This is a genomic window from Ligilactobacillus equi DSM 15833 = JCM 10991 (assembly GCF_001435735.1).
GTDB lineage: Bacteria > Bacillota > Bacilli > Lactobacillales > Lactobacillaceae > Ligilactobacillus > Ligilactobacillus equi.
Window position 1 is genome coordinate 1 of sequence record NZ_AZFH01000035.1, and the last position, 236, is coordinate 236.

The 236-nt window shown below is 37.3% G+C and carries 1 protein-coding gene; it reads left to right on the forward strand.

Going from position 1 to position 236, the window contains the following annotated elements; genetic code table 11:
* Positions 1-236 (forward strand): transposase (locus FC36_RS04280; protein ID WP_275453090.1); only part of this gene is annotated, 236 nt, incomplete at both ends.

A 236-nucleotide genomic window follows, 5' to 3' on the forward strand; every position in this document is an offset into this window, starting at 1 on the left:
CAGGGACTGCTGACTCAAACATCAATAAGCACTATGGCGATAATGGATAGTTTCCCGTTACCACTTTGCCAACCTATTAGAAACAGAAGAGCTAAAATTTTTAGTGAAGTCGCTAATATCGGCTATAGCGCAACTAAAAAGGTTTATTTGTACGGCTTTAAAATTCATATGGTAGTAAGCATTAATGCCTTAATTTTGAAATACGAAGTTACATCTGCATCGGTCAATGACGCCAA